Origin of the sequence: Streptomyces venezuelae ATCC 10712 (assembly GCF_008639165.1) — a bacterium.
Classification (GTDB): domain Bacteria; phylum Actinomycetota; class Actinomycetes; order Streptomycetales; family Streptomycetaceae; genus Streptomyces; species Streptomyces venezuelae.
Genome location: NZ_CP029197.1, coordinates 2170468 through 2194291, shown reverse-complemented (window position 1 = coordinate 2194291; position 23824 = coordinate 2170468). Strand labels below are relative to the sequence as shown.

General features: G+C 73.4%; 25 protein-coding genes and 1 pseudogene. 12 read left to right on the top strand and 14 right to left on the bottom strand.

The annotated features are described in order from the left end of the window. Positions 1 to 9: 9 nt before the first annotated feature. Entirely contained in the window at positions 10 to 471 is a 462-nt protein-coding gene (locus DEJ43_RS09765) for a VOC family protein (RefSeq protein WP_015033179.1), read from the top strand. Positions 472 to 534: 63 nt separating this feature from the next. Here DEJ43_RS09765 and DEJ43_RS09760 read toward each other — a convergent pair whose 3' ends face one another. Then, complete coding sequence (locus tag DEJ43_RS09760) at positions 535 to 1716, bottom strand: serine hydrolase domain-containing protein (RefSeq protein ID WP_411572264.1); 1182 nt, start codon at positions 1714 to 1716, stop codon at positions 535 to 537. A 135-nt stretch (positions 1717 to 1851) separates the two neighbouring features. Between DEJ43_RS09760 and DEJ43_RS09755 the strand changes: the two genes are divergently transcribed. Both DEJ43_RS09755 and DEJ43_RS09750 read left to right on the top strand, forming a co-directional pair. Then, the gene (locus DEJ43_RS09755) at positions 1852 to 3120 is read left to right on the top strand and encodes a sensor histidine kinase (RefSeq protein WP_041663787.1); all 1269 of its coding nucleotides are present in this window, start codon (positions 1852 to 1854) and stop codon (positions 3118 to 3120) included. Further along, the gene (locus DEJ43_RS09750) at positions 3117 to 3830 is read left to right on the top strand and encodes a response regulator transcription factor (protein ID WP_015033174.1); all 714 of its coding nucleotides are present in this window, start codon (positions 3117 to 3119) and stop codon (positions 3828 to 3830) included. The genes DEJ43_RS09755 and DEJ43_RS09750 overlap by 4 nt, the downstream gene beginning before the upstream one ends. A 59-nt stretch (positions 3831 to 3889) precedes the next feature. Here DEJ43_RS09750 and DEJ43_RS09745 read toward each other — a convergent pair whose 3' ends face one another. Next, complete coding sequence (locus DEJ43_RS09745) at positions 3890 to 4327, bottom strand: RICIN domain-containing protein (protein ID WP_015033173.1); 438 nt, start codon at positions 4325 to 4327, stop codon at positions 3890 to 3892. A 226-nt stretch (positions 4328 to 4553) separates the two neighbouring features. Between DEJ43_RS09745 and DEJ43_RS09740 the strand changes: the two genes are divergently transcribed. Further along, positions 4554 to 4877 (top strand): hypothetical protein, encoded by a 324-nt coding sequence (locus DEJ43_RS09740; RefSeq protein ID WP_015033172.1) that lies wholly within the window; start codon positions 4554 to 4556, stop codon positions 4875 to 4877. A gap of 97 nt (positions 4878 to 4974) precedes the next feature. Here the strand turns inward: DEJ43_RS09740 and DEJ43_RS09735 are convergent, their stop codons facing one another. Beyond that, on the bottom strand, positions 4975 to 5751 hold the full coding sequence (locus DEJ43_RS09735; RefSeq protein WP_015033171.1) for an SDR family oxidoreductase: 777 nt from the start codon (positions 5749 to 5751) through the stop codon (positions 4975 to 4977). 102 nt (positions 5752 to 5853) lie between these two features. On the opposite strand from DEJ43_RS09735, the gene DEJ43_RS09730 reads away from it, so the two are divergent. Next, positions 5854 to 7497: an alkaline phosphatase D family protein gene (locus DEJ43_RS09730; RefSeq protein ID WP_015033170.1), complete on the top strand. Its 1644-nt coding sequence runs from the start codon at positions 5854 to 5856 to the stop codon at positions 7495 to 7497. Here DEJ43_RS09730 and DEJ43_RS09725 read toward each other — a convergent pair. Continuing rightward, a complete protein-coding gene (locus DEJ43_RS09725; RefSeq protein WP_051025858.1) occupies positions 7484 to 8527 on the bottom strand; it encodes a Gfo/Idh/MocA family protein in 1044 nt (347 codons plus the stop codon). The two genes, DEJ43_RS09730 and DEJ43_RS09725, sit on opposite strands and share 14 nt — an antisense overlap. 92 nt (positions 8528 to 8619) lie before the next feature. Here DEJ43_RS09725 and DEJ43_RS09720 point away from each other — a divergent pair, with 92 nt between their 5' ends. Together DEJ43_RS09720 and DEJ43_RS09715 are read left to right on the top strand one after the other, a co-directional pair. Then, a complete protein-coding gene (locus tag DEJ43_RS09720) occupies positions 8620 to 9924 on the top strand; it encodes a Bcr/CflA family multidrug efflux MFS transporter (RefSeq protein WP_015033168.1) in 1305 nt (434 codons plus the stop codon). Between the two features lie 9 nt (positions 9925 to 9933). After that, positions 9934 to 10926, top strand: a complete 993-nt coding sequence (locus tag DEJ43_RS09715; protein ID WP_015033167.1) for a small ribosomal subunit Rsm22 family protein — start codon at positions 9934 to 9936, stop codon at positions 10924 to 10926. On the opposite strand, the gene ddaH is transcribed toward DEJ43_RS09715, so the two are convergent. Next, the gene (gene ddaH, locus DEJ43_RS09710; protein WP_015033166.1) at positions 10923 to 11753 is read right to left on the bottom strand and encodes a dimethylargininase; all 831 of its coding nucleotides are present in this window, start codon (positions 11751 to 11753) and stop codon (positions 10923 to 10925) included. The genes DEJ43_RS09715 and ddaH overlap by 4 nt on opposite strands. Before the next feature lie 171 nt (positions 11754 to 11924). On the opposite strand from ddaH, the gene DEJ43_RS09705 reads away from it, so the two are divergent. Together DEJ43_RS09705 and DEJ43_RS09700 are read left to right on the top strand one after the other, a co-directional pair. Next, positions 11925 to 12545 carry a TetR/AcrR family transcriptional regulator gene (locus DEJ43_RS09705; protein WP_015033165.1) on the top strand — a complete coding sequence of 207 codons (621 nt, stop codon included), beginning with the start codon at positions 11925 to 11927 and terminating at the stop codon, positions 12543 to 12545. A gap of 115 nt (positions 12546 to 12660) precedes the next feature. After that, a complete protein-coding gene (locus tag DEJ43_RS09700) occupies positions 12661 to 13440 on the top strand; it encodes a bifunctional DNA primase/polymerase (RefSeq protein WP_015033164.1) in 780 nt (259 codons plus the stop codon). Between the two features lie 208 nt (positions 13441 to 13648). Here the strand turns inward: DEJ43_RS09700 and DEJ43_RS09695 are convergent, their stop codons facing one another. The 5 genes and pseudogenes from DEJ43_RS09695 to DEJ43_RS38030 form a co-directional block, all read right to left on the bottom strand. Continuing rightward, positions 13649 to 14707, bottom strand: coding sequence for an SCO2278 family lipoprotein (locus tag DEJ43_RS09695; RefSeq protein WP_015033163.1), 1059 nt, complete (start codon positions 14705 to 14707; stop codon positions 13649 to 13651). Further along, complete coding sequence (gene efeU, locus DEJ43_RS09690) at positions 14664 to 15545, bottom strand: iron uptake transporter permease EfeU (RefSeq protein ID WP_015033162.1); 882 nt, start codon at positions 15543 to 15545, stop codon at positions 14664 to 14666. The genes DEJ43_RS09695 and efeU overlap by 44 nt, the downstream gene beginning before the upstream one ends. A gap of 30 nt (positions 15546 to 15575) precedes the next feature. Then, positions 15576 to 16850: an iron uptake transporter deferrochelatase/peroxidase subunit gene (gene efeB, locus DEJ43_RS09685; protein WP_015033161.1), complete on the bottom strand. Its 1275-nt coding sequence runs from the start codon at positions 16848 to 16850 to the stop codon at positions 15576 to 15578. A 28-nt stretch (positions 16851 to 16878) separates the two neighbouring features. Next, positions 16879 to 18033: an iron uptake system protein EfeO gene (gene efeO, locus DEJ43_RS09680; protein WP_015033160.1), complete on the bottom strand. Its 1155-nt coding sequence runs from the start codon at positions 18031 to 18033 to the stop codon at positions 16879 to 16881. Between the two features lie 154 nt (positions 18034 to 18187). Continuing rightward, positions 18188 to 18664 (bottom strand): annotated as a pseudogene (locus tag DEJ43_RS38030) (ABC transporter ATP-binding protein); the annotation flags it as partial. Here DEJ43_RS38030 and DEJ43_RS38025 point away from each other — a divergent pair. Beyond that, on the top strand, positions 18621 to 18899 hold the full coding sequence (locus DEJ43_RS38025; protein ID WP_261340885.1) for a hypothetical protein: 279 nt from the start codon (positions 18621 to 18623) through the stop codon (positions 18897 to 18899). The pseudogene DEJ43_RS38030 and the gene DEJ43_RS38025 sit on opposite strands and share 44 nt — an antisense overlap. A gap of 105 nt (positions 18900 to 19004) precedes the next feature. After that, positions 19005 to 19715 carry a PhzF family phenazine biosynthesis protein gene (locus DEJ43_RS09670; RefSeq protein WP_015033158.1) on the top strand — a complete coding sequence of 237 codons (711 nt, stop codon included), beginning with the start codon at positions 19005 to 19007 and terminating at the stop codon, positions 19713 to 19715. A gap of 18 nt (positions 19716 to 19733) precedes the next feature. On the opposite strand, the gene DEJ43_RS09665 is transcribed toward DEJ43_RS09670, so the two are convergent. Continuing rightward, positions 19734 to 20384 (bottom strand): biliverdin-producing heme oxygenase, encoded by a 651-nt coding sequence (locus DEJ43_RS09665; protein ID WP_015033157.1) that lies wholly within the window; start codon positions 20382 to 20384, stop codon positions 19734 to 19736. A 115-nt stretch (positions 20385 to 20499) separates the two neighbouring features. Further along, a complete protein-coding gene (gene map / locus DEJ43_RS09660; protein ID WP_015033156.1) occupies positions 20500 to 21357 on the bottom strand; it encodes a type I methionyl aminopeptidase in 858 nt (285 codons plus the stop codon). A 61-nt stretch (positions 21358 to 21418) separates the two neighbouring features. On the opposite strand from map, the gene DEJ43_RS09655 reads away from it, so the two are divergent. Beyond that, positions 21419 to 21658: a hypothetical protein gene (locus DEJ43_RS09655; RefSeq protein ID WP_015033155.1), complete on the top strand. Its 240-nt coding sequence runs from the start codon at positions 21419 to 21421 to the stop codon at positions 21656 to 21658. A 26-nt stretch (positions 21659 to 21684) separates the two neighbouring features. Here the strand turns inward: DEJ43_RS09655 and DEJ43_RS09650 are convergent, their stop codons facing one another. Continuing rightward, positions 21685 to 23001 (bottom strand): MFS transporter, encoded by a 1317-nt coding sequence (locus tag DEJ43_RS09650; protein WP_015033154.1) that lies wholly within the window; start codon positions 22999 to 23001, stop codon positions 21685 to 21687. Positions 23002 to 23094: 93 nt separating this feature from the next. Further along, positions 23095 to 23697, bottom strand: a complete 603-nt coding sequence (locus tag DEJ43_RS09645) for a hypothetical protein (protein WP_015033153.1) — start codon at positions 23695 to 23697, stop codon at positions 23095 to 23097. Positions 23698 to 23824: the final 127 nt, after the last annotated feature.

Here is a 23824-nt window from a genome sequence, read left to right as displayed (position 1 = left end):
AGCCGCACGATGAGCCGCCACTTCCAGGTCACCTTCGACGCCCATGACCCCGGGGCCCTGTCGGTCTTCTGGGGTGAGGTGCTGGGGTACGTCCACCCCGGCCCGCCCGGAGTCGAACTGCCCGAGGGCGCCGACGCGCTGGCCGCCTGGGACGAGTTCCTCGCGAAGATGGGCGTACCGGAGGAGCAGCGCAACTCGCGGTCGGCCCTGGAGGACCCCGACGGGGAGGGGCCCCGGATCTTCTTCCAGCAGGTGCCGGAGGGCAAGGCGGCCAAGAACCGCGTCCACCTCGACGTCAGGGCGGCGCCCGGTCTCGAGGGGGAGGAGCGGATGGCGGCCCTGGAGGCCGAGTGCGCCCGGCTCGTGGCGCTGGGCGCCGAGCGGCTGCGCCGCTTCGAGCCCGACCCGCCGATGAGCACCGGGTGGATCGTGATGGCCGACCCGGAGGGCAACGAGTTCTGCCTGGACTGAGGGGGCGGGATACGGGGGAGGGGGGCGGGGTCCACGCCGGGCCCGGCCCCCGCCCCACTCCTCTCACCCGCACAAAGCCGTGTCCACCACCCCGGTCACCCCCTTCACGGCCTCCGCCTCCGTCGGGATGCTCGTCACCGCCACGTTCGCCGCCCGTCCGTCGTCCGTGACCCCGCCCCTGGTCTCGTAGCCCGTGATGTCGCCGCCGTGGCCCCAGTAGAAGCCTCCGCACGACAGCGGCCTCTTCATGAGCCCCAACCCGTAGTGGAACTCCGTCCCCGCGATCGGGACCGTCGTCCGCATCTGCTTCCGCTGCGCCTCGCGCAGCAGGCGGTCGCCGCCGATCAGCTCGCCGAAGAAGCGGTTCAGGTCCGAGTTCGTCGAGATCATCTGCCCCGCCGCCCAGCCGGCCGAGGGGTCGAGCCGTGTGACGTCCCGCAGCGGCTCACCCTTCTTCATCCGGTGGTAGCCCTTCGGGTGCGCCTCCCTGATGCCCCTGTCCCCCTGCCCAGGGAAGTACGTGTGCCGCAGTCCGATCCTCCGCACGATGCGGCGGTCGATCTCCTCGGCCAGCGGGCGCCCCGTCACCTTCTGGACGATCAGGCCCGCCAGCACGTAGTTCGTGTTGCTGTAGCTCCACTTCTTCCCCGGTTCGAACTCGGCCCCGTGCTTGAGCGCCACGTCCACGAGATCACGCGGCTCGAAGTACCGGTGCAGCATCTCCTCGTCGCTGATGTCCGCCCCGTAGTCCGGAATCCCGCTCGTGTGCTGCAGCAGCTGACGTACGGTGATCTTCCCTCCGTCGAGGCCCTTCCCCCGCACCACCCCCGGCAGGTACGTGTCGACCCACCCGTCGAGGCCGATCTTCCCCTCGCCGACCAGCTGCAGCACCACCACCGCGGTGAACGTCTTGGTGTTGCTGCCGATCCTCACCTGGCCGTCCCTGGGCACCTTCGCGCCCGTGGCCAGGTCTCCGACCCCCGCGGTGTACGTACGGGCGCGGCCCCCGGCGTCCTCGACGCTCGCCAGCGCCGCCGGCTGGCCCCCGCGCACCAGGGCGTTCAGGCCCTGCTGCACGGCGTCCGGCCGAGTCGCGGCGACCGCCGCGGGCGGCGCGAGCGCGCCCGCCGTCATCACCGCGGCGACCACCGCCGCCGCGGCCGCGGCGCCCCCGCGCCGGAGACCCTTCCGCGGTCGGGAGAGGCGGAACCTCGACGTCCCCGTCTTCATCGCTCGCGTGCTCATCGCTGTCCTTCCGTCGATCGGGCAGGACACGATCATGTTTTCCGGGGCCCCTGAGCGCATCGCGGAAAGGCGGGAGAAAGTGCTCCCCCGATCGGGGGAGGCCGGCCGCGGGCGGCCCGTCCATACTGGCCGATGATGATCAAGGCACTCCGGCCGCTGCTGCGCCGTTCCACGTACACGGGCGCGCTGTTCGCCTACGCGGCCGCCCTCGCGAGCCTCCCCCTGCTGTCCTTCGCGCTGCTTCCGGCGCTGGCCTGGCGATCGGCCCCCGAGGGCGTCCTGTTCGGCGTGGTTCTGGTCGTCTGGGCCGCGCTGATCGCGCTGGTCGGCCTGGCCCGCACCACACGGCGGGTGCTGGTCCTGGCCGCCCGCCGACTGCTGCACGTGGTCCTGCCCGCGCCCTCGGCCGCCCGCCCGCCCGGGACGCCCCCCGGGGCCGGGCAGCGCTGGCGGACTCCTCTCTGGCTGCTGCTGCACGTGACCGTCGGCTGGACGGGTGCGCTCGCGAGCGGGCTGCTGCTCTTCCTCGCCGTGGCCCTTCCCGGGGGCTGGCTCCGGGCCGAGCTGGCGTTGAGCCTGTTCGGCCGGTCCACGCGGGTGACGGGCGGCTGGCAGAGCTGGGCCGCGGCGCTCGGCTGTCTGCTGCTCGCCGCGGTCGTCTGCGTCCTCGTGACGCGCGCGCTGCGGTGGTCGGCGCCCCGGCTCCTCGGGCCGTCGACGACCGAGCGGCTCGCGCTCGCGGCCGAGCGGGAGCGGCGGCTCGCCGAACGCAACCGGCTGGCCCACGAGTTGCACGACTCCATCGGGCACACGCTGACGACGACCACGATCCAGGCCGCGGTGGCGGGCGAGCTGATGTCCACCGACCCGGTGGCGGCGCGGGCCGCCCTGCGCAGCATCGAGGAGTCCGCCAGGGCCGCGTTGGAGGACCTGGACTACGTCCTCGGCGTCCTGCGCGAGCGCGAGGCGGAGAAGGCCGGGACCGGTACGGCCGCGCCGATCCGCACCTTGGCCGACCTGCCCGAGCTGCTCGAACGGGTCCGGCACACGGGCGCGGTGGTGGAGTGGGAGCGGTCGGGGGACCCGGCGCGGGTGCGGGGGACGCTCTCCCGGGCCGCGTACCGGATCGTCCAGGAGGGGCTGACCAACGCCGTCCGGCACGGCTCCGGCGGCCCGATCACGGTACGGGTGGCGGCCGGCCCGGACGCGCTGGAGCTGGCCGTGGTCAACGAGACGGGGGCCGCGCCGCGTACGGGCCGGCCGCGGGCCTTCCCGACCTCCGGGCACGGGCTGCCCGGTCTCACCGAGCGCGTACGCCTCCTGCACGGCGAGATCGACGCAGGACCGGACGGGCCGAGGCACTGGCGGCTCGCGGTCAGGCTGCCCGTACGGTTGTCGGCATGACCGGCCCCGACGGCACCGAGACCCCGACGACGCTCCTGATCGCGGACGACGACGAGGTGACCCGTACCGGTCTGCGGATGCTGCTCGCCGCACAGCCGGGCATCGAGGTGGTCGGGGAGGCCGCCGACGGCGTCGAGGTGGTCGAGCAGGCGCGGCGGCTGCGGCCTGACGTGGTCCTGATGGACGTACGGATGCCCCGCCGCGACGGGATCGAGGCGACCCGCCGGCTCCTCGCGGGGACGGACGAGCCGGCGGGGCCGGGGGGCGGCCCCGCCCCGGCGCCGCCGAAGGTCGTCGTGATCACCACCTTCGAGAACGACGACCACGTCACCGCCGCGCTCAGCGCCGGTGCCAGCGGATTCGTGCTCAAGCGGCTTCCGGTCCGGCAGATCGCGGAGGCGGTGCGGGTGGTGGCGGCGGGCGAGGCGATCCTCTTCCCCGCGACCCTGCGCCGGATGGTCGCCGTCCGTCCGCTGGACTCCGCGGCGGCGCTGCCGAGGGCGGCGCTGACCGGACGGGAGGAGGAGGTGCTGCGGCTGATGGCCACGGGCCTGTCCAACCCGGAGATCGCGGAGTCCCTCACCGTGAGCCTGGAGACGGTCAAGACGCACGTCGGGAACGTGCTGACCAAACTCGGCGCGCAGAACCGGACGCACGCGGTGGTCATCGCGTACGAGTCGGGCCTGGTCGTACCGGGCTTCACCGGCTGACGTGGAGGCCGCCCGGCTGCCCACCCGGACCCCGGACGGGGCACGCGCGGGCGGTCGGCTCAGCCGAGGACCTCGATCCGCCACTGCGGGTCCCGGTCGTCGGTGCGGACGAAGATGCGCTTGGGGAGCAGGGAGCGGTCCTCGAACAGGTCGCGGCCGAGGGCCAGTCCGTTCTGGTCGATCACATAGGTGCCGTCCCGGAGGTCGGCGAGCGAGGTGATCGTGGTGGTGTCGCCGTCGCGGCCGACGCGCTGGAGACGCCAGACGGAGGCGGGGGAGTCGTCGGGGCGGACGGCCACGGGCGCGCGCTCGGGGCCCTCCGCGGTGACGGTCTCCTCCGTGCCCTTGGCGGTGAGGCGGAAGCCCTCGTCCTGCCGGGTGACCAGCCACTCCCCGGCCTGCGCCGGGTCGGTGAGGAAGCCGACCAGGGCCCCGTCCAGCACCCCGACCGGGGCCTCCTTCGCGTACAGCTTGACGACCTTGCCGGCGTTCGGCATCGCTCCTCCAGGGATGTGTGCGGTGGTGCGCGGAAGCTGTGCCGGAGCCTGCCCGGCCGACCCGGACCGGTGCCAGCGAACACGCGGCCCATAGGGCTGTGTGGCGCTGAGAAGCCGCCTCGGGCGGCGCGCCGCTCGGCCAGGTGGCGGAGTGCGGCCGCCGACACGCGGCGGGTGTGCGGCGGGTTCGCGGGGGGAGGGGGTCGCCGGGGTGTACGGGTAGGGCATGACCATCCCCGTGGACCGGCTCACCGATCCGGCCGTGCGCGCGTTCGTCACGGCCCTCAACGCCCAAGACCAGGCGGCTTTCCAGGAGGCCCTGACTCCTGGTGCGACCATGTCCGACGACGGGTCCGACCGTGACCTCCGGGACTGGACCGAGCGGGAGATCTTCTCCTCGCGCGGGCACATGGAGATCGAGTCGGAGAAGGGCGACGGGCTCGATCTCGTGGCCCGCTTCCGGAACGACACCTGGGGCGAGATGAAGACGCGCTGGCGCTTCGTCGTCGACGGCGGCAAGGTCGCGCGGTTCGAGACCGGCCAGGCCTGACGCCGGGCCGGTCCTCAGGGGGTCGGCCACGCTGACGCCGGATCGGTCCTCAGCGGATCGGCCGGTCTGACGCCCGGCCGATCCCTCCGGGCGGGGGTTATCCCCGGCCGATGTACGGCATCGTCGTGGCCATCACCGTCGCGAACTGCACGTTCGCCTCCAGCGGCAGGGCCGCCATGTGCACCACCGTCGCCGCCACGTCCGCCGCGTCCATCACCGGCTCCGCCGCCAGCTGTCCGTTGGCCTGGAGGATGCCGGTCTGCATCCGGGCGGTCATCTCCGTCGCCGCGTTGCCGATGTCGAGCTGACCGCACGCGATGCGGTACGGGCGGCCGTCGAGCGACAGGGACTTGGTGAGGCCCGTCATCGCGTGCTTCGTCGCCGTGTACGCGATCGAGTGCGGGCGCGGCACGTGCGCGGAGATCGAGCCGTTGTTGATGATGCGGCCGCCCTGCGGTTCCTGTTCCTTCATGGTGCGGAAGGCCGCCTGGGCGCACAGGAACGCGCCCGTCAGGTTGACGTCGACCACCGCCCGCCAGGTGTCCGGGTCCAGGTCCTCGACGGGGACGCCGCCGCCCGCGAACGTACCGGCGTTGTTGAAGAGCAGGTCGACGCGGCCGTAGCGGTCCCGTACCGCCGTGAAGAGGGCCGCGACCTCGTCCGCCGAGGTGACGTCCGTGGGGACGACCAGGAAGTCCCCGGCCGGCGCGGCCGCCGCCGTCTCCTCCAGCGCGGCCGCGCGGCGGCCCGCCAGGGCCACCGACCAGCCGGCCGCCGCCAGGGCGAGGGCCACACTGCGGCCGATGCCCGATCCCGCTCCCGTCACCACTGCGATGCTCATGGGCGCGCAGCGTACGCGAGACCCGTGCCCCATGAACTCATCGTTCCGACACGTGGATGTTCTGTACCCGACAACGCGAGGTCGTCCGGCCCCCCTCGAATGACGGACGGACAGCATCCGTCTGGGGAGGGGCACATGAACCGCGTACACCAGGACATACACGAGCATTCCGAAGAACTCCGCGCCGCCGCCCGGCACTTCGGCCGCCGCCGCTTCCTCACCGTCACCGGCGCCGCCGCCGCGCTCGCCTTCGCCACCCAGCTCCCGGCGGCCGGCTCCGCGGCCGCCGCTGAGCTCGACGGGCGGCGCATATCCGAGGACCCGTTCACCCTGGGGGTGGCATCCGGCGACCCGCTGCCGGGGTCCGTACTGCTCTGGACCCGGCTCGCGCCCCGCCCCTTCGAGCCCGGCGGTGGACTGCCCGCCCAGCGGGTCTCCGTCCACTGGGAGCTCGCCCGCGACGAGCGCTTCACCCGGACCGTCCGGCGCGGCCGGGCCACCGCGCACCCGGAGTTCTCGCACACCGCGCACGTCGAGGTCGAGCACCTCGACCCCGGCCGGGAGTTCTTCTACCGCTTCCGCGTCGGCGACTGGACCAGCCCCGTCGGCCGCACCCGCACGGCACCCGCCCCGTGGGCCCGCACCGGCGGTCTGAAGCTCGCCGCCGTCTCCTGCCAGGCCTACCACGACGGATACTTCACGGCCTACGGGCACCTCGCCCGGGAGGACGTCGACGTCGTCTTCCACCTCGGCGACTACCTGTACGAGTACGCCGTCAACGCCACCGGCGGCGCCCGCGCCTACACCGACCGCACCCTCCCGGCGGTCTTCAACCGCGAGACGCTCACCCTGGACGACTACCGGCTGCGGTACGGGCTCTACAAGTCGGACCCCGACCTGCGCGCCGCGCACGCCGCCCACCCCTTCGTCGTCACCTGGGACGACCACGAGACCGAGAACAACTACGCGGGCGGCACCCCCGAGAACGACGTCCCGCCGGAGGAGTTCCTGCTCCGCCGCGCCGCCGCCTACCGCGCCTACTGGGAGCACCAGCCGCTGCGCGCGCCGCAGCGGCCCGAGGGCCCCGACATGAGGCTGTACCGGCGGCTGCGCTTCGGGCGGCTCGCCCAGTTCGACATCCTCGACACCCGCCAGTACCGCTCCGACCAGGCGTACGGCGACGGCTGGCAGGTCCCGGGCCCCGAGTCGGAGGACCCGGCGCGGACGCTGACCGGGGCGGCGCAGGAGCGCTGGCTGCTCGACGGCTGGCGCGCCTCGGACGCCCGCTGGAACGTCCTGCCGCAGCAGGTCGTGTTCGCCGAGCGCCGCGACCGCGCCACCGCCGACTTCAAGCTCTCCATGGACTCCTGGGACGGCTACCCGGCCTCCCGGCAGCGGATCCTCGCGGGGGCGGAGGCCGCCGGGGTGGAGAACCTGATGGTGCTCACCGGGGACGTCCACGTCGGCTACGGCCTCGACCTCAAGGCCGACTTCCGCGACCCGGCCTCGCGGACCCTCGGCACCGAGATCGTCGCCACCTCGATCAGCAGCGGCAAGGACGGCGCCGACCGCCCGTCGAACTACGACAAGCTCATGGGGGCCAACCCCCACCTGAAGTTCTTCAACGGCCGGCGCGGATACGTGACGGTGGCGCTCGCCGAGGACGGCGCCCGCGCCGACTTCCGTACGGTGCCGTACGTGACGTCCCCGGGCGCCCCCGTCACCACGGCCGCCTCCTTCGTCACGGAGGCGGGCGACCCGGGCCTCAAGCCGGCGTGACGGCCGTCTCCCGGGGATCGGCCGTCTCCCGGGGACGTACGACCGCTTCCTGCGGGTAGCGGACGCCGACGCGGTCCCGTACCGCGTCGAGCGTCCGCATCACCGCGAGCGAGCCGTCGAGGGGGACGAGCGGGGATTCGGTCTCGCCCGCCCGCAGGCAGCGCATGACCTCGGCGGCCTCGTGCCGGAGGGAGTGGGGATCGTCCGAGGTCGTGAACTCCTCCGGCTCGTGGCCGGCCCGGTGGAGCGTGAAGCGCTCCGGGAAGAAGAAGCCGCTCGGGACGTCGATGCGGCCCAGCGAGCCGGTGACCGAGGCCGTCATCGGGGTGCCCGCGGCGATCGAGCAGGAGAGCAGGGCGGAGGCGCCCGAGTCCGACCAGCCGAGCAGCATCCCGGTGTTCAGGTCGACGCCCTCCGGCGAGAGCAGCGCGTGCGCCTGGACGCGGTCGGGTTCGCCGAGGAGCAGCTGGGCGAACGACACCGGGTAGACGCCCAGGTCGAGCAGGGCCCCGCCGCCCACCGCCGGGTCCCGCAGCCGGTGCCCGGCGTCGAAGGGGCCCGCGAGGCCGAAGTCCGCCTGGACGGTCCTGATCTCGCCGATCGCGCCCTCGCGGACCAGCTCCGCGATCCGCCGGATCAGCGGGTTGCAGTACATCCACATGGCCTCCATCAGGAAGAGGCCCCGGTCCCGGGACAGGGTGACGAGTTCCTCTGCCTCGCGGGCGTTGAGCGTGAGAGCCTTCTCGCAGAGCACCGCCTTGCCCGCCTCCAGGGCGCGGCCGGCCGCCTCCCGGTGTGCGTGGTGCGGGGTCGCCACGTACACCACGTCGACGTCCTCGTCGGCGTAGAGCCCGGCCCAGTCGCCGTAGGCCCGCGGAATGCCGAACCGGTCCGCGAAGGCCTTCGCGGAGGCCTCCTTGCGCGATGCCACCGCGACGACCTCGGCGCCGTCGAGCGTCCGGAGGTCCGTGGTGAACCGCTCCGCTATGCCGCCCGTCGCCAGGATTCCCCAGCGCACCGTGTCACCCATGTGCCCCACCCGTCCCATGTGTTCCGCAGAGGTCTCGACCATGCCGGTCGAGCTGAGAGCATAGGCAAGAATTCAACGAAAGGAAGCGGTCGATGCCGGAGAGCGGCCAGAAAACAACACAAGGACACATAACCGAAAGAGTCCCCGAGCCGATCGCCGGCCCGGCCGCCCGGCGCACCGGGCTGCTCGTCACCCTCGTCCTCGGCGGGCTCACCGCACTGCCCCCGCTCTCCATGGACATGTACCTCCCGGCCCTGCCGGAGGTCACCGGCGCGCTCGCCGCCCCCGCCGCCACCATCCAGCTCACCCTCACCGCCTGCCTCGCCGGGATGGCCCTCGGCCAGCTCGTCGTCGGCCCCATGAGCGACAAATGGGGCCGCCGCCGCCCGCTGCTCATCGGCATGGTCGTGTACGTCCTCGCCACCGCCGCCTGCGCCTTCGCGCCCACCGCCGAGACCCTCATCGGCTTCCGGCTGCTCCAGGGCCTCGCCGGCGCCGCCGGCATCGTCATCGCCCGCGCCGTCGTCCGCGACCTCTACGACGGCGTGGAGATGGCCCGGTTCTTCTCCACCCTGATGCTGATCTCCGGCGTCGCCCCGATCATCGCGCCCCTCATCGGCGGCCAGATCCTGCGGGTCACCGACTGGCGGGGCGTCTTCCACGTCCTCACCGTCATCGGCGTCCTCCTCACCCTCGTCGTGTGGCGCTTCCTCGGCGAGACGCTGCCGCCCGAGCGGCGGCACGAGGGCGGGGTCGGCCAGGCCCTGCGCACCATGCGGGGGCTGCTCGCCGACCGGGTCTTCGCCGGGTACATGCTGACCGGCGGCCTCGCCTTCGCCGCCCTCTTCGCGTACATCTCCGCCTCGCCGTTCGTCGTCCAGGAGATCTACGGGGCCTCGCCGCAGACCTTCAGCCTGCTCTTCGGCCTCAACTCCATCGGGCTCGTCGCCGTCGGCCAGATCAACGGCAAGCTGCTCGTCGGCCGCGTCAGCCTCGACAAGGCGCTCGGCTGGGGCCTCGGGACCATCCTGGTCGCCGCCCTCGCCCTGCTCCTGATGACCTCCGGAGCCTTCGGGAAGGTCGGGCTCGTGCCGATCGCCGCCGGACTCTTCGTCCTCATGTCGGCGATGGGCCTCGCCATGCCCAACACCAACGCCCTGGCCCTGATGCGCACCCCGCACGCCGCCGGGTCCGCGTCCGCGCTCCTCGGCACGACCTCCTTCCTCGTCGGCGCCGTCGCGTCCCCGCTCGTCGGCATCGCGGGCGAGCACACCGCCGTCCCGATGGCCGTCGTCCAGCTGACCTGCGCGGTCCTGGCGCTCGTCTGCTTCCTCGGCCTGTGCAGGCCGTGGCGGGCCCCCGCCGCGACCGCCGGGACCCCGGCGGCCGGCGCCTAGACTGTCTCGGTGAACGTCTCCGCCGCCTCCGCCGACTCCCTGCGCGCCGCCCTCGCCGGGCTCCTCGCCGGACTGCCGCCCAAGCAGGCCACGCAGGCCGTCGACCGGCTGATCGCCAACTACCGGGGGACCACCCCGACGGACGCCCCCGTGCTGCGCGACCGCTCCGACGTCGCCGCGTACGCCGCGTACCGGATGCCGGCGACCTTCGAGGCGGTACGGGGCGCCCTCGACGCGCTGCGCGCGGCCGTGCCCGACTGGGAGCCGCGTACCCACACCGACGTCGGCGGCGGCACCGGCGCGGCGAGCTGGGCCGTCGCCGAGGCCTGGGAGGAGGCGCCGCCCCGCACCACCGTCCTCGACTGGGCGGAACCCGCCCTCGCGCTCGGCCGCGAACTCGCCGCCGGGACCCTGGACGCCGAGTGGCGCACGGCGAGGATCGGCGGCGCGCTGCGGCTCGACGACACCGACCTCGTCACCGTCTCGTACGTGCTCAAGGAGCTGACCGCGGCCGACCGGACGGCGCTGGTGACCGAGGCGGCGCGGGCCGCGCGGACGGTCGTGATCGTCGAGCCCGGCACCCCCGACGGCTACGAGCGGATCATCGCCGCCCGGACCCTGCTGATCGACGCCGGGTTCACCGTCGCCGCGCCCTGCCCGCACAGCGGGGCCTGCCCGATCGAGCCGGGCACCGACTGGTGCCACTTCGCCGCCCGGGTCAGCCGCTCCTCGCTGCACCGGAAGGTGAAGGGCGGCTCGCTGCCGTACGAGGACGAGAAGTACAGCTACGTGGCGGCGACCCGGGTCCCGCCGGCGCCGGCGGTCGCCCGCGTCACCCGCAGGCCGCAGATCCGCAAGGGTCTCGTCCTCCTCGACCTGTGCGGCCCCGACGGCCTGACCCGCGACACGGTCACCAAGCGCCACGGACCCCTGTACAAGCAGGCCCGTGACGCCGAGTGGGGCGACGCCTGGCCGCCCGAGGGCGGCGAGGGCACGGCCTAGGGCCGCAGCTCCTGGGTGCAGCACTTCACGCTGCCGCCGCCCTTGAGGAGTTCGCCGAGGTCCATCCCGATCGGTTCGAAGCCGCGCTCGCGCAGCGGTGCGAAGAGGCCCACCGCCGCCTGCGGGAGGAGGACGTTCCGGCCGTCGCTGACCGCGTTCAGCCCGAGGGCCGCCGCGTCCGCCTCCGTGGCGATCAGCGCGTCGGGGAAGAGCCGGGCGAGGACCGCGCGGCTGCCGGGGGAGAAGGCGTCCGGGAAGTACATGACCTCGTCGCGGGCGTCGTCGAGGACGCACAGCGCCGTGTCCAGGTGGTAGTACCGCGGGTCCACCAGCTCCAGACCGATCACCGGCCGCCCGAAGAACTCCTGGGCCTCGTCGTGCGAGAGCGGGCTGGAGCGGAAGCCGCGCCCGGCGAGGATCCAGGAGGCGGTCACGGCGAAGTCGCCCTCGCCTTCGTTGACGTGCTCCGGGACCCGTACGGCGTCGTCCGCCCAGCCGTTCCGGCGGAACCACGCCAGATGCGCCGCGGCCTCGGCCGCGCGCTCCGCGTGGGCGAACTTCGCGCCGAGGACCCGGCCGTCGACGACGGTGGCGCCGTTCGCCGCGAAGACCATGTCGGGCAGCGCCGGGTCGGGGACGAGGAGCTCGACGCGGTGACCGAGCGCGCGGTAGCGGTCCCGCAGGTCCTCCCACTGGGCGAGGGCGAGCGGCAGGTCGACCGGTTTCGTGGGGTCCATCCAGGGGTTGATGGAGTACGTCACCGTGAAGTGCGTGGGTGGGCACATCAGATAACGGCGGGGCGAGGACGCGCGCGGAGTGGTGCGCAATGAGGGCTCCTCACGGACGGGCGGACGGAGTCACCGGCGGGCGAAGATCCGCCGGATCGGTGACCCCATGGTCCGCCTTCGAGGCCTCCGGCGCTGTGGACCGTTCGGGTGGTTCGGCCCTGGCCACCAGCCCGCGAGACGTGGCGTCTCGTACGCTGTTAGATTGGGCCCATGTCCGACACCAAGGCCCCCGACGCCTCCCGCCGCAGCGAGCGCTCCCGCCGCGCCATCTTCGACGCCGCCCTCGCCCTCGTCTCCGAGACCGGCTACGCGAAGACCACCATCGAGGGCATCGCCGCCCGCGCCGGGGTCGGCAAGCAGACCATCTACCGCTGGTGGCCCTCCAAGGCCGCCGTCCTCCTCGACGCCTTCCTCGACCTCGCCGCCCGGGCCAACGAGGCCTTGGGGGGCGACGCCGACAGTGAGATCCCCGACACCGGCGACCTCGCCGCCGACCTGAAGTACGTCCTGCGCGCCACCGTCGACGAGATGAACGACCCCGCCTTCGACGGCCCCACCCGCGCCCTCGCCGCCGAGGGCATGGTCGACCCCGAGCTCGGCGCCCGCTTCACCGAGGCGCTCCTCGAACCCCAGCTCGGGTACTACGCGCGCCGCATCGAGGCCGCCCAGGCCGCCGGTGACGTCGACCCCGACGTCGACCCCCGGATCGCCCTCGAACTCCTGGTCGGCCCGCTCCACCACCGCTGGTCGCTCCGCACCCTGCCGCTCACCCACGACTACGCCGACACCCTCGTCGACCTGGCCCTGCGCGGACTCGCCCCGAGGGCCTGAAAGGTCCGTCGCACACCGGTTCCCCACCCCGGTTCCGCACTCCGGTCACCCGAGGCGCAGGATGGTGGGACCATGGGCAGAGCCGAACGGGCGAGCATGAGGTGTGAGGGGATAGATGGGCGACGGCATCGGCCGCTACCGCGGCACGGAGAGCAAACTCGCACAGTGGCTGCGCAGGCGCCCCAAACGCACCGCGGCCGAGGACGAGAACGACCGCGAGAAGCTGCTCCTGGCCACCGCCGCCGCCGGGCTGCCCCTGGCCCCCGCCGCGTACCCCGTCGGCTACAGCTGCTCCTGTGAGCGGATCGGCTGTCCCACCCCCGCCCGCCACCCCGTCTCGTTCGCCTGGCAGACCCAGTCGACCACCGACCGCGCCCAGATCGAGCGCTGGGCCCGCAACGAGCCCGCGGCGAACTTCGTCACCGCGACCGGCATGGTCCACGACGTCCTCGACGTCCCGCTCGCCGCGGGCCGCGCCGCCCTGGAGCGCCTTCTCGCCGAGGGCGTCGAGGTCGGGCCCGTCGCCGAGGCCGCCGACGTCGACACGGTCGGCGGCCGGATGCTCTTCTTCACCGCCACCCGGGGCACCCCCGAGGACGAGGACGAGTGGTGGCCGTGCGAGCTCGACTGCCACCCCGAGACCATGGACGAGCACCCGGGGCTCCGCTGGCACTGCCGCGGCAGCTACGTCCTCGTACCGCCGGCCCGGCTCCCCGGCGACGAGAGCGCCCATCCCGTCGTCGCCTGGCTCCGCGGCCCCGAGCACCCGCTGCCCGACCCGCTGAACCTCCTGGAGACCCTCCAGGACGCCTGCGCGCGCCACGCGGCCGCCCGCGAGGCGGAGGGCGACGGGGAACACGGAGCCCACGAGATCGCCTGGCCCCTGACCCGCTGATCCCCGCGGTCCGGTCACGAGCCCGAGGGCCGGTCACGGCCCCCCGCGCCGGTCGCGAGCCCGAGGGCCGGTCACGGCCCCCCGCGCCGGTCGCGAGCCTGCGGGCCGGGCACAGCAGCCGCGCCCGTCACGGCCCCGCGGTCCGGTGACGAGCCCGCGCGCCGGACATGGCCCCGCGGTCCGGTCCGGTCGCGAGCCCCCGCGCCCGTCACGAGCCCTGTGCGCCCACCACGCCCTGGAGCCGGGCCTTGATCGTGACGCCGTCATGGGCCGTGCCCGCCGGCTTCACCAGGGCCGCCTGGTTGGACACCCATTCCTTGGTGACCGTGTTCTTGACCTCGCCGGTCAGCAGCGCCTTGACGGACGGGTCGACCTTGGGCCGGTAGCCCGGCGCCGCCGTCTGCCGCTCGAAGAACCGGGTGGCGAAGAAGACGAACGCGTCGCCGTCCTCCGTCCGCAGCCCCAGCGGCGCGAAGTCGCCCTGGTTCGCGACCCGGTCGAGGTACTGGGTGGCGAGGCCCGGCCGCTTGGCGCCCTTCTGCCGCTGCTCCCGCCAGAGCGTCGTGTGCGGGCCGGCGGCGAGCGCCCCCTGCTGCCCGTCCTTCAGGAACGAGACGTACCCCGCGCCGAGCTCCTCTGGCGCGACCGCGTACGCGTCGCTGCCGGCGGCGACCGGCACCGCGTAGCCGTCCTCCTCGGCGAACCGCGGCACCTCGGACGGGGCGAGGATCACCAGGTGGGCGACCTCCCACAGCTCCTGGGGTCCGTTGCGGACGAAGACGAGCAGCCAGCGCTGGTCGCCGGGGCCCGCGTCGGTGTCCAGGTTGGAGTCGGTGTCCGCGAGGAACCAGCGCGGCCAGCCCGCCTTCCTGGGCAGCACGAACCGCGCGTCCGTCAGCTCCAGCGGCCGGTGGGCGGCGTTGCCCCCGGGGCTGGTGGCCGCCCGGGCGCGCAGCCCCGCCTGGTTGATCTCGCCGAACGGCCCGGTGACCCGGCGGGCGTCGAAGGCCGGATCGTAGGCCTTGTCGGCCTGGTTGTAGGCGCTGGTGAAGTCGGCCAGGGCCTGCGCGGCCTCGGCCGGGGTGGCCGGCGGCATCAGCGCGAGCTCACCGTGCACGGTGACGCAGCCGCTCGCCGTCAGCGCGAGGACGGCGGCGGCCGCCGTCACGCCGAGCAGCCGGGCGGGTCTCAGGGGTCTCGTGGACCGTCGGGCCGTGAGCCGCTCAAGCGGTCGTCCCGGCGCTCGCCTCAGCGTCAGCCTTCTCATCGGTCGCCTTCTGCTTCTTCACCCGCACGGACGGACCCGACCCTATCGGGGCCAGGAACAGCGCGAGCGTCGGGACCAGATACAGCGCCCACACCGTGACCTGAAGGACCGTCGGGTTCGGCTGGAAGTTGAAGACGCCCTTGAGGAGGGTGCCGTACCAGCTGTCCGGCGGGATCGTCGCCGAGATGTCGAAGGCCTTGTCGGCGAGGCCGCCGAGGAAGCGGGCCTCCTGGAGGTCGTGCACGCCGTACGCGAGGACGCCCGCCGCCACCACGACCAGCATGCCGCCGGTCCAGGTGAAGAACTTCGCCAGGTTGATCCTCAGCGCGCCCCGGTAGAACAGCCAGCCGAGGAGCACCGCCGTGAGCAGGCCGAGCAGGACGCCGGTCAGCGGCGCGTACGAGCCGTCGGAGGAGGCCCGTACCGAAGCCCACACGAAGAGCGCCGTCTCCAGGCCCTCGCGGCCCACCGCGAGGAACGCGGTGGCGACCAGCGCGCCCGTGCCCATCCGGAGGGCGGCGTCCAGCTTGCCGTGGAGTTCCGCCTTGAGGTGCCGGGCGGTGCGCCGCATCCAGAAGACCATCCACGTCACCAGGACCACGGCGACGATCGACAGGGAGCCGCCGAGCAGTTCCTGGGCCTCGAAGGTCAGCTCCTGGGAGCCGAACTCCAGGCCGGCGCCGAAGGCCAGCGCCACGGCGACGGCGACGCCGATGCCCAGCCAGACGGGCTTCAGGGCGTCGCGCCGGCCGGTCTTCACCAGGTAGGCGATGAGGATGCAGACGACGAGGCTGGCTTCGAGGCCCTCGCGCAGGCCGATCAGATAGTTACCGAACACGCCGGTTCCCTCCCGGGGTTGCGTGGTGTGTCACGAGAAGAGCGCCCGGCCCCACCAGTCGTCCTTGTCGCGGACGCCCGGCGGGATCGCGAAGAGCGCCGAACCCACGTGCTGGATGTACTCGTTGAGGGCGTCGGCCCGCGCCAGGGAGGTCTGCACCGGGACGAAGCCGGTCCGCACGTCCTTCTGGTACGCGAGGAAGAACAGCCCGGCCTCCAGGCGGCCGAGGCCGTCGGTGCCGTCGGTGAAGGAGTAGCCGCGCCGCAGGATCGTCGCCCCGGCGTTGGTGTCCGGGTGGGCGAGCCGGACGTGGGAGTCCGGCTTCATCGCCTTCAGGAACGGCTCGTCGTGCTCCTTGGCCTTGCCGACGGGCGCGCCCTCGCGCTTGTCGCGGCCGAAGATGTCCTCCTGCTCGGCCAGCGGCGTACGGTCCCAGGTCTCGACGTTCATCCGGATGCGGCGGGCGACGAGGTACGAGCCGCCGTCCATCCAGGCGGCCGCTCCTTCGGCGTCCTTGCCGGAGACCCACACGTGCTTCGCCAGCCGCTCGGCGTCGGTGCCCGCGATGTTGCGGGTGCCGTCCTTGAAGCCGAAGAGGTTGCGGGGCGTCTGGGCGTCCGGCGTCGTCGAGGACGTCTTGCCGAAGCCCAGCTGGGACCAGCGCACCGCGACCTTGCCGAAGCCGATCCGCGCCAGGTTCCGGATGGCGTGCACGGCGACCTGGGGGTCGTCCGCGCACGCCTGGACGCAGAGGTCGCCGCCGCTGCGCGCCGGATCCAGGTTGTCGCCCGGGAACTTGGGCAGCTCCACCAAGGCCCCGGGCCGCTTGTCCTTCAGCCCGAAGCGCCCGTCGAAGAGCGAGGGGCCGAAGCCGATCGTGAGGGTGAGACGGGAGGGCTTGAGGCCGAGGGCCTCGCCGGTGTCGTCCGGCGGGGCCTCCGGGAGACCGCCGTAGGCGCCCTCGCCTACCTCGGCGCCCGCCGTCATGCGCTCGGCGGCCCGCGTCCAGTCCTTGAGGAGCTGGACGAGCTCCGCACGGTCCTTCGTCTTCACGTCGAAGGCGGCGAAGTGCAGCCGGTCCTGCACGGCGGTGGCGATGCCGGCCTGGTGCGGTCCGTGGAAGGGCACGGCGGCGCCGCTCTCGGCGACGGGCACCGCGGTGTCCCCGTCGCGGGTGAGCGCGACGGCGCCGCCGGCCACGGCGGCACCGAGCGCGAGCCCGGCGCCGCCCCAGCCGATGACGCTGCGGCGGGAGGGCGCGGCGGCCCCGGTTCCCGTCGTCGTCTCCTGGGTGTCCTCGGCCATGTCCGCGTCTCCCGTCTCTCGGCGCTCGTTACTTGACGACGGCGGCGGCGAGCTTGGAGAGCGGCTCGGCCAGCGCGTTGACGCCGTCCGACAGCTCCTTGCGCTCGGGCTTGCCGACCTTGTCGTACGAGGTGAAGTCGTAGCCGGTCTTGTCCGCGCGGTACTTGTCGAGCAGCGTGTTCAGGGCGGCGAACTGCTTGTCGAGTTCGGCGACGAGCTTCGGGTCGTTCTTGGTGGCGACCGGCTTCAGCAGGTCGAAGGACTTCTGCGCGCCCTCGACGTTCGCCTTGAAGTCGACGAGGTCGGTGCGGGAGTAACGCTCCTCCTCGCCGGTGACCTTGCCGGTGGCGACCTCGTCCAGGAGCTCCTTGGCGCCGTTGGCCATCGAGGTCGGGGTGATCTCGGCCTTGCCGACGCGCTTCGCCCAGTCGGCGAGGTCCTTGTCGAGGGTGTCGGCGAGCTGCTTCTCGCGGTCGCCGATCTTCTTGTCCTGCCAGAGGGCCTTCTCCAGGCGGTGCCAGCCGGTCCAGTCCTTGGCCGGGTCCTGGCCCGCCTCCAGGCCGTCCTCGCGGACGTCGACCTTGGGGTCGATGTCGCCGAAGGACTCGGCGACCGGCTCGGTGCGCTCCCAGCCGATGCGGGAGGCGGCGTAGGCCTTCTTCGCGGCCTCGACGTCTCCGGCGCGGACGGCGTCGGTGAAGACCTTCACCTTGGGGAGGGTGGCGTCGGCCTGCGCCTGGACGTACTGGCGGTAGGCGGCGACGGCCGCGTCCATCTCGGGGGAGCGCTTGGCGCCCGCGGCGCCGCCGGTGGCCTTGACCTGCTGGCGGATGCCGTCGCCCACCATGCCGGGCTTGCAGGCGATCTCGTAGTCGCCGGCCTTGATCTCGGCGGTCAGGCTCGCCTTGGTGCCGGGGCCGATGTTCTCGCGCTCGGTGACGATCCGGTCGTCCGGGTAGAGGACGTAGACCTCGGTGACCTTGGAGCCGCGGTTCTCGACGGCGAGGTTCACGTGACCGGCCGGGAACTCCTTCTTCGAGACCTCGCAGGAGTCGTCCTTGGCGACGACGGTGACGGTGCCGTCGTCGGCCTTGGCGTCGCTCTTCTCGGTGCAGCCGGTGACGGCGGCCAGCGCCGCGGCGGTCGCTGCGGCGGTGACGACGGAGAGGCGAACGGCTCGCATGAGGGCTCCAGGAACGCGGGAAGGGGACTGAGGCGGACCTAACTTAACCGAGGCTTACCTGAGCCATACCCGCCCGTCCAGTGATTCAGCTCTCAGGTCCCGGGGCCCGGACACAGCCGGATCACAGGCTTCTCATGGGGTCCTCATGGCAGGGTCAAGGGCCGGTCAAGCGTGGCGAATTGTCCGCATTTTCATTACGCCTCGGTACGACGAGGGGCACCCCGGTCCGCGGGTGCGGGAACACCTCCACCGGCTGCCGGTACACCCGGCTCAGCAGCTCCGCCCCGAGGACCTCCGAGGGCGGCCCCGCCACCGCGACCCCGCCGTCGTGCAGCACCGCGACCCGGTCCGCGTGGGCCGCCGCGAGCCCGAGGTCGTGCAGCACGACGACCACGGCGTCGCCCGCCGCCGCCCGCTTCCGGCAGACCGACAGGACCAGTTCCTGGTGCCGCAGGTCGAGGGCGGCGGTCGGCTCGTCGAGCAGCAGCAGCCCGGTCCGCTGGGCGAGCACCCGGGCCAGCGCCACCCGGGCCCGCTCGCCGCCCGAGAGCGCCGAGAACGGGCGCCCGGCGAAGGCCTCGACCTCCGTGGCCGCCATCGCCTGGGCGACCGCCGCGTCGCCCTCGGCCTCCGGCGGCTCCGGCTCCACCGGCGGCGGCACGGCCGGCGGCCCGTCCACCACGGGCGGCGGGACCGCCGGCGGCGCGGGCTCCGTAGGCGGCGCTGGCTCGGTGGGCGGTTCGGGCGCCCTCGCCTCGACCGGCTCCGGTGCCCCGACCGGCCTCCTGCTCGCCGCCTCCGGCACCCTCGCCGCCGCCGGCGCGGCCGTCGTCGTCGCCGTGCGCCGCCGCGCCACGGAGTCCTGAGCGGCCGCTCCTCCCGTAGACCGCCACCCCCCGAAAGGCGCAGGGCCGCACCCGATTACCGGGTGCGGCCCTGCCGCGCGCTCCGAAAATGGTTGAATTCCCGCCATGAACACGACTGTGCCCGGCGCCGCCACCGACATCGACGTCCTCCGGGTCTTCTGCTCGGCCGACGGCCGGTACGGCAACGCCCTCGGAGTCGTACGGGACGCCCGGTTCCACCCCGACGAGGCCTCCCGGCAGGCGCTCGCCAAGGAACTCGGGTTCAGCGAGACGGTGTTCGTGGACGACCCGGAGCGCGGGACCGTCGACATCTACACCCCCGGCGTGCGGCTGCCGTTCGCCGGGCACCCGCTGGTCGGCGCCGCCTGGCTGCTCGACCTCGAGGTGGTCCGCCCGCCCGCGGGCGAGGTGTGGGTGCGCGGTGACGGGGAGTTCACCTGGATCGAGGCGCGCGCCGAGTGGGCGCCGCCGCGGACCCTGCGCCGGTACGGCTCCGCCGCCGAGGTCGACGCCCTCGACGTGCCCGAGCCGGGGGTTGGGGCATCCCCTGGACGGAGTCCTTGGGGAGGGATCTACGCCTGGGCCTGGGAGGAGGAGGCCGCCGGGCGGGTCAGGGCGCGGGCGTTCCCGGGGCGCGGCGACGGCATCGACGAGGACGAGGCGACCGGCGCGGCGGCGCTGCTGCTCACGGCGGAGCTCGGCCGGGCCCTGAACATCACGCAGGGCCGGGGTTCGCAGCTGCTCACCGCGCCCGGCCCTGACGGCATCGTGGAACTCGGCGGACGGGTCCGCCTGGAGGGCACCCTCACGCGCTGAGGCCCTCCGGGTGCACCCTCACGCGCTGAGCGGGAACTCCCCGCCCAGCTCGTGGAAGACCGCGCTGTTGAAGGCGAACGCGCGCTTGCACTCGTCGACGATCCGCTGCTTCTCCAGGTCGTCCGCGTTCACCCCGTCGAGCAGCTCGCGGTACGTCCGCTTGAACGCGGCGGGGTTGGAGATCGCGTCGAAGACGTAGAAGCGGACGCCGTCGCCCTTGCGGGCGAAGCCCCAGGTGCGCTCCGCCTTGTCGCGGATGATCTGGCCGCCCGACAGGTCGCCCAGGTAGCGGGTGTAGTGGTGGGCCACGTATCCCGCGGGCCAGTCACGGGCGCACTCGGCGACCCGCTCGGCGTACGCGACGGTGGCGGGCAGCGGGGAGACCCCGGCGCGCCAGCCGGTGCCCCGCAGATGGGCCAGGTCCTGCTCCAGGGCGGCCGTGCGGAACAGCTCGGGCTGTATGAACGGCCCGGCGACCGGGTCGTCGCGCAGGGCCTCGGCGCCGTCCTCCAGGGCCTTGTACACGAACCAGAGCTGCTCGGTGTACCGCGCGTAGGCGTCGACGGCCAGGCGTCCGCCCAGGAGGTCGCCCATGAAGGACGAGGTCTCCGCCTCCGTGTGCTGCTCGTGGGAAGCCGTACGGATGAGCGTGGAGAAGGGCGTGTCCAAGGCGTGCCTCCGAGACCGATGGGACGGGAACCAGTGACGATCCTGCCAAGTTAGGCTTACCTAAGTCAACTGGTTCCCGACGTCCTGTCGGTAAAAGTGGTACCCACCCGAGGGACTACGGCAACGTGAGGATTTCGGCCCCGGTCTCCGTCACCACGAGGGTGTGCTCGAACTGGGCGGTCCGCTTGCGGTCCTTGGTCACCACGGTCCAGCCGTCGTCCCACATGTCGTAGTCGTGCGTCCCGAGCGTCAGCATCGGCTCGATCGTGAACGTCATGCCGGTCTTGATCTCGGTGGTGTGGTGGGGCGAGTCGTAGTGCGGCACGATCAGGCCGGAGTGGAAGGACGAGTTGATGCCGTGACCGGTGAAGTCACGGACCACGCCGTAGCCGAAGCGCTTGGCGTACGACTCGATGACCCGGCCGATGATGTTGATCTGGCGGCCCGGCTTCACCGCCTTGATCGCGCGGTTCAGGGACTCCCTGGTCCGCTCCACGAGCAGCCGCGACTCCTCGTCCACGTCGCCGCAGAGGTAGGTGGCGTTGTTGTCGCCGTGGACGCCGTTGATGTACGCCGTGACGTCCAGGTTCACGATGTCGCCGTCCCGCAGGACGGTCGAGTCGGGGATCCCGTGGCAGATGACCTCGTTGATCGAGGCGCACAGCGACTTCGGGAACCCGCGGTAGCCGAGGGTGGACGGATACGCGCCGTGGTCGCACATGAACTCGTGCGCGACCCGGTCGAGCTCGTCGGTGGTGACACCGGGAGCGATGTGCTTGGCGGCCTCCTCCATCGCCTGAGCGGCGATGCGGCCGGCGATCCGCATCCGTTCGACGGTGTCGGAATCCTGCACCTCGGGCCCGGTGTACGGGGACGGGGCGGGCTTCCCCACGTACTCGGGGCGGCGGATGGAGCCCGGAACGGAGCGGTGGGGGGAGAGCTCCCCCGGGACGAGAAGCGACTGGCCAGACATGCCAGCGAGTCTAACGACCGGGTCTGGGGCAGCATGGTCTCGGAGGAAGGAGCCGACGACGATGGCCCTGTTCAAGAAGCGCACCGTGGGCAAACCGGGTGAGTGGTACTACTGCCTGGAGCACAAGAAGGTCGAAGAGGGCCCCGAGTGCCCGGCGAAGAACCGCTTCGGCCCGTACGCCACCCGTGAGGAGGCCTCGCACGCCATGGAGACCGCCCGCGAGCGGAACCTGGAGTGGGAGACGGACCCCCGCTGGCACGACAGCGGCGGGAAGCCGGAGGCCCAGGAGCCCCCGGGCTAGGGACGGACCGATACGGCCGGGACCGCTCAGGCGGTCCCGGCCGCCTCCCGCGGGTCCGCCCCACGGGCGGCCTCCTGCTGGGCCTTGCGGCGCAGCGAGTCCTCGTCGGTCTCGGAGTCGTACGTGAGGAGCTTCGGCAGCGCCAGGCACAGCAGGCCCACCGAGGCGACACACGCCACGCCGCCCGTCCAGATCGCCGACCGGGTGCCGGTCCAGCCCGCCATCGCACCCGCCCGCACCTGACCCAGCTGCGGCCCCACGCTGTAGGAGAGCACCTCGATGCCGGCGAGCCTGCCGCGCAGCTCCTCCGGGATCGTCTGGTTCCAGATGGTCGAGCGGCCGAGACCGCTCAGCATGTCGCCCGCCCCCGCGAAGGCCAGACAGAGCAGCACCAGCCAGATGTTCCCGAACCATCCGGCCGCCGCGATGGCCAGCCCCCAGCCCGCCGCGCCGCCGACGACGAGCAGCCCGTGCCGCCGCACCTTCGAGGTCCAGCCGCTGGTCAAGCCCAGCACCAGGGAGCCGGCCGAGCCCGCCGCGTACATCAGGCCGAGCGACCAGTCGGCGTCCAGCTCGTCCGCGAGGAACGGGAAGATCGTGTTCGGGAAGGCGAAGAACATCGCCGCCAGGTCGATCGCGTACGTGCCCAGCAGCACCGGCCGCGACCAGGCGTACCGCGCGCCCTCCGCGATGCCCCGCAGCGAGGGCTTCTCCGCGTCGTGCGCGGGCGGCGCCGGGGAGAGCCGGCGGCACAGCAGCACCGAGACGGCGAAACCGGCGATCGTCACCCCGTAGGCGTACGGGTGCCCCGCGTAGGCCACGACGAGGCCCGCGAGCGCCGGACCGGCGATCGCGCCCATCTGCCAGCGCAGCGAGTTCAGCGCGGCCGCCGCCGTCTGGTGCTCGTGCGGCACGATCCGGGCGAGCAGCGAGTCCAGGGCCGGGCGCTGGAGCCCCGCGAGGGCCGAGACCCCGGCCGCGACCACGTACAGCGGCCAGAGCATCGGCTCCGGGAGCAGCGCGTTGACAAGGAGGACCGCCGCCAGCAGACCGAGGCCCGCCTCGGTCAGGAGGATCACCTTGCGCCGGTCGACCGCGTCCGCGAGCGCCCCGCCGTACAGGCCGAACACCACGAGCGGCACCAGCTCGACCGCGCCCATCGCGCCGACGGCGAGCGGCGAACCCGTCAGTTCCTTGATCTGCAACGGCAGGGCGATCATCGCCATGGCGCTGCTGAAGAACGTCACGAGCCCCTGGACCCAGAGGAGCCGGAAGTCGCGCGAGGCGCGCCACGGCGCCAGATCGGGCAGAAGGGCGGAAAACTTCGCGAGAGCGGGGGACACGAGGGGCCATGCTCCGACGGAGAGATGCCGGAGGCAACCGAATTTCCGCCCGGGCCGGGACGGCGTCCCCCGGGCTCCCCGGCCGGCCGGTCGCTACCAGCGGGGCGGCGGCGGGGCCGTCAGCCGGTCCGCGAGGCCCGACAGCCGGTCACGGAAGCGCCGGGTCCCCCGCGGGGAGGGCAGGCTGTTCTCCCCGGCCGCCGCGCTCACCAGGTGCTGCACCGTGTCCAGGTCCACCTCCGCCCCCTCCGCCACGGTGAGCGTCTCGTGCGCGAGCCCCCGCACCTCCTCGTCGCCGCCGTCCAGGGACAGCACCGTCGCCCCGGCCCGCCGGGCGTCGTGCACCCGCTGCAACAGCCCCGCGTCCGGCCGCTCCGGCGCCACCATCAGCAGCGTCACCCCGCGCCCCGCCCCTTCGAGCCGGCCGAGGCCGACCGCCAGGTGCGCCGGATCCCCGGGCCGCACCCGGTGCCGCACCAGCGTCGGCGCCAGCTCCGGCAGCCCCGACCAGGCCGACTCGTCGACCAGGTGCGCGGCCAGGTGCCACGGCTCGTACTCCGCCGTGCCGACGAGCAGCAGCCCGCCCCGGTGCGGGACGACCGAGGACCGCAGCGCCCCCGCGAACCGGCGGGCCGCCCGGGGCCACTCCGTCCCGGCCAGCACCTCCCGCAGCAACGCGACCCGTACGGCATCCATGGGTCCGCATCCTGCACCAGACCGGGGCCCGCGCGCGGCCGGTCGCGGGAGTTCCACCCGTACGGGACAGGCCCGGCGCGAGTCCGCCCGTACCGGACCGGTCCCGGCGGCCCGACCGGTCGGTAAT